We start from the raw sequence: 4,020 nt of genomic DNA, 5'->3' as shown, positions 1-4,020 counted from the left end.
ATTATATATATTATAATAATATTGTAAAAAATTAGTATAATATAATAATTTTAAACTCAATTTATTATTTTTTAAATAAAATATTTTTATTCTAAAGATTATATTATACGAAAAAAAAAACTATATTTCTTTTTATCATGAATATATTTTTTTTCCTTAAATATGAGGAATTTTTTCAAGTAGTATAATAAAAGATGATATATTTACTGATACAAAAGGATTTTTTTTATTAAAATTTTACAAAAAAAAATAATACTTTACACTATATCAATATAATGAAAAAAAAGGAAGGATTATCAAGCCTAAGATAACTTATCTTCCCTTTTTACGGATAAATAAAATAATCCAGGAAAAAAAAACTTTTTTAAATAAAAGAAAAAATTAAAAATAACATAACAAAAAAAAAATTTGAGGTGACTATAAAATGGCAATATGGCAAGGAAGTTCCCTAAGAAAACCATCTGGGGCAAGATCAAGAAGAAATAAAAACAAAAGAAACGCTGAATTCGGAAGAACACCAGCAGACACAAGAATAGGAGAAGAAGTTAAAAAAGAAATTACAGCACGTGGAAACTGTTCAAAAACAAGAGCAACAGTAGCAAACAGAATTAACGTAATTGATCCTAAAGACAACTCATCTAAAAACGTTGAAATCCTAACAGTACTAGAAAACTCAGCAAACAGCCACTTTGTAAGACGTAACATCATTACAAAAGGAGCAATTGTTGAAACAGAAATAGGAAACGTAAAAATCACATCCAGACCAGGACAAAACGGAATCGTTAACGGTGTACTAATCGAATGAGCATTCCAACAAAAATCGAAGAAAAGGTTACGGAGCTACTAGGCTCCATAAACCAAAATCTTCCAGCCAACATGGAACTAGAACTTGAAGGCTACTATGATCGAGGATTCTTCGTAACAAAAAAAAGATATGCTGTTATATACGATGGAGAAATAACAGTAAAAGGCTTAGAACTTGTAAGACGAGACTGGGCACCAGTTGCAAAAGACACACAACACAAAGTACTAACAGCACTACTTGAAGATGCATCACCAAAAAAAGCAAAAAAAATAGTAAACCAGATAATAGACAAACTCAAAAAAGGAAAAGTACCAATAGAAGACCTAATTATCCATACAAAACTAACAAAAAAACCTGAAAACTACAAACAAATAGCACCACACGTAATAGCAGCAGAAAGACTAATAAAACATGGAAAAACAGTAAAAAGTGGGATGATCATAAGCTATGTTATAACAAAGGGACGTGAACCAATAAGCAAACGTGCATATCCAGTTGAATTACTTGGTGATAAAGCATATGATCCTGAATACTACATTCAAAACCAAGTACTTCCAGCAACACTCAGAATACTAGAATCACTAGGATATACAGAAGAACAAATCATAAATAACGAAAAACAAGTAAGTCTTGATAGCTTCTTTTAAAATAATAAAAAGACTTATATTTATCTTCTTTTTAAAATCCAAATTAACCACCTAATATAAAAAAAATACTAATTCTCATAATAAATAATACTGCTTAATAGAAGAATTTAATCTAAAAAAAACTATGTAATCTACTCAAATTCACATAATTTAGAAATATTTATAAAAAAAAGGGGAGGGGAGGAAGAGTTTAGGAGAGCTATATTAATTAATTTTTTTTCTCACCTAGTTATTATGAAAATTCCTCCAAAAAAGAAAATAGCAAGAATTGATCCTACTATAATTGAACTTTCTTGATAGCTTCCTCTTACAGTTCTAAGATCATATGGTAATATTTTATTCATATAATCTGGGAAAATATAAATATGTGCTAATATTATTGATGCAATTAAACCATATATAAAAATAGGTATTGCTGTTGATAACATGAGAAATATTATAATACCCCCAGAAATTATCAATGTCCAAGTGTAACTAACTCTAGGATAACTTACAGGACATCTTTTTTCACATTCAACCTTACTACCACCAAAATAGAAAACCTTCATACGAAGATATATTAAAAAGGTAAAATATAAAATTAATCCACAAGGAATAGATCCAAGATAAAATGGAAGATAACTATCACTGATTAAATATAGTATATATGCTATAAAAAGAATTGTTAAACAAATATATGTTGAAATAAAAGGTATCCATATAGAATCTATAAGTTCACGAGAACCTACAAGTTTTAAAATTTCAACTGAATAAGGTTTACGTCCAATATTAACTTTATAAATTTCATCTACCAATTCTTTAGAATCCATTTCTCTAATATAAAATATTTTACGTCCAGTTAATTCATAAAAAAAATCACTTATTAAAAGCTTAAATATTAAAAGAAAGATTACAAATATCAGAAAAATTCCACCTATAATAAAGTAACCTGATGCAATATTAGTCATTTTTTTAATCACCTCAAAAATTTATAATTATCAAGTTATCCTATCCTATAATTAACATATAGAAGAATAAATGCCATTTTTTCTTACAATAATTTAATATTATAGTATAATTACTCTAAGTTTATACATAGAAAGGTAATATAGTTTTAATACTATAAAATAACAACCATTATTCAAAAAATTGATTATTCAAAAAATATGATGTAAAAATTTTGGTAGAACACTAAAATATTCTTTTTTTAACTACTATTTTTTTATCTAATCTATTACTCCACATATAAGAAAGATAATGAATTTTTTTATAATATCTAATTTATTTATATATTATATAAAATAGAGAAAAGATAGTGTAATACTTATTTTTCTCATTATTTATATTATAATATTTTTTGTATAAAAATGATACATTTTCTAAAACCACAAAGTTTGACAAAGCCAAAAATATATAAATTCACATGCAATCTTAAATATTAAAAAAATATTTTACGTCTCATCATATTATAAAATAAAATACCTAACGAAAATTTTTATCAAAAAAAAAAAATTAATTATAAGAATAATAATCTAATTAACTATAATTATCAAAACCATAGAAAATCACTAATTTTTTTCGTTGAAAAAAAAGATTCCATACATTCTCTAAGAGGTTCAACTATTATCTTCTCTATTACTTCTCCATATAATGTTTCTTGAGCTTCTTGGAATCCTTTGAGACTCATATATACTGATTTTTCAATCCTACCTCCATTATAAAATATTTCCTTATCTTTGATTGCTACTCTAAATATTCCCATTGAAGTCCTGGATAGTAATACTGATGGTATAAAAGTTAATCCATAATCAATTCCAGTATTAATACACCTACTTAAATTATTTAAGTCTGTTGTCCAACCATTCGCATCAGCACATAAAAATGCTCCTGCCCTTGTCATAACTAAACCAGCTAAACTTACAACTCCTGTACCTATTCCTCCTATAAGTAAGTGAGTACCCAAACCAAACATTATTCCACCAATCATCCCTTCAAGTTCTACCCATCCACTATCTAATGGGATATTTAAAATATTTCTTGTTTTATCTTTAAAATTTAGACATAATATATCTTCAAAGCAAATTTTTGATGGTAATTTATTTTTACTTGTTTTATTTTCTATATCTTGTGTTAAGTTTTCGGTTATTGCTCCTTTATATTCAAATCCATCAACACATAATATTGAAGTCATAATTCCTGTTTTTAAGTCCAATATCATCGATATATTTTCTGTTAACTTTGATTGCATCTCAAGTATACCAGTTTCATTATCTAGAAATAATTTAACCTCTGAGTTTAACTCAATTAGTCTTATCATTTCATTCATTGTTGATGTTGCTATATCATATTTTATTGTATTTAGTACAAATTTAGCAAAGTTATATGAAAACATTGACTGATAGGTATTAAACATTATTATATTTGTATCATCTTTTATTGTCATTCCTGCTAATGGATCGTTGTAGTGTATGTAATTCATTCTACTATTTTCTATTCCCACCATACACATTACTTCATCTGTTATAATTCTTGTTGTATTTAATTTTTGTGCTACATAATCAGAATAAGAATGCATCATTCCTAAAAACA

Annotated in this window: 4 protein-coding genes; 2 read left to right on the top strand and 2 right to left on the bottom strand. The window is 25.9% G+C overall.

The genetic code is table 11. The features are described 5' to 3' along the window. Positions 1–424 precede the first annotated feature (424 nt). Positions 425–805 carry a 30S ribosomal protein S8e gene (locus MSCUN_RS04720; protein ID WP_095608399.1) on the top strand — a complete coding sequence of 127 codons (381 nt, stop codon included), beginning with the start codon at positions 425–427 and terminating at the stop codon, positions 803–805. After that, the gene (locus tag MSCUN_RS04715) at positions 802–1,452 is read left to right on the top strand and encodes a DNA polymerase domain-containing protein (protein WP_095608400.1); all 651 of its coding nucleotides are present in this window, start codon (positions 802–804) and stop codon (positions 1,450–1,452) included. The genes MSCUN_RS04720 and MSCUN_RS04715 overlap by 4 nt, the downstream gene beginning before the upstream one ends. Before the next feature lie 221 nt (positions 1,453–1,673). Here MSCUN_RS04715 and MSCUN_RS04710 read toward each other — a convergent pair whose 3' ends face one another. Together MSCUN_RS04710 and MSCUN_RS08295 are read right to left on the bottom strand one after the other, a co-directional pair. After that, complete coding sequence (locus MSCUN_RS04710; RefSeq protein WP_095608401.1) at positions 1,674–2,399, bottom strand: hypothetical protein; 726 nt, start codon at positions 2,397–2,399, stop codon at positions 1,674–1,676. Between the two features lie 581 nt (positions 2,400–2,980). Then, on the bottom strand, positions 2,981–4,020 hold a 1,040-nt coding region (locus MSCUN_RS08295; protein ID WP_211305556.1), incomplete at its 5' end, for a hypothetical protein.

This window comes from Methanosphaera cuniculi (assembly GCF_003149675.1).
Classification (GTDB): Archaea; Methanobacteriota; Methanobacteria; order Methanobacteriales; family Methanobacteriaceae; genus Methanosphaera; species Methanosphaera cuniculi.
This window is presented reverse-complemented; position numbering and strand designations above follow the sequence as displayed.

What these genes read in the sequence shown, in the direction of transcription:
- MSCUN_RS04720 (WP_095608399.1), top strand. Translation starts at nt 425, where the DNA reads ATGGCAATATGGCAAGGAAGTTCCCTAAGAAAACCATCTGGGGCAAGA.
- MSCUN_RS04715 (WP_095608400.1), top strand. Translation starts at nt 802, where the DNA reads ATGAGCATTCCAACAAAAATCGAAGAAAAGGTTACGGAGCTACTAGGC.
- MSCUN_RS04710 (WP_095608401.1), bottom strand. Translation starts at nt 2,399, where the DNA reads ATGACTAATATTGCATCAGGTTACTTTATTATAGGTGGAATTTTTCTG.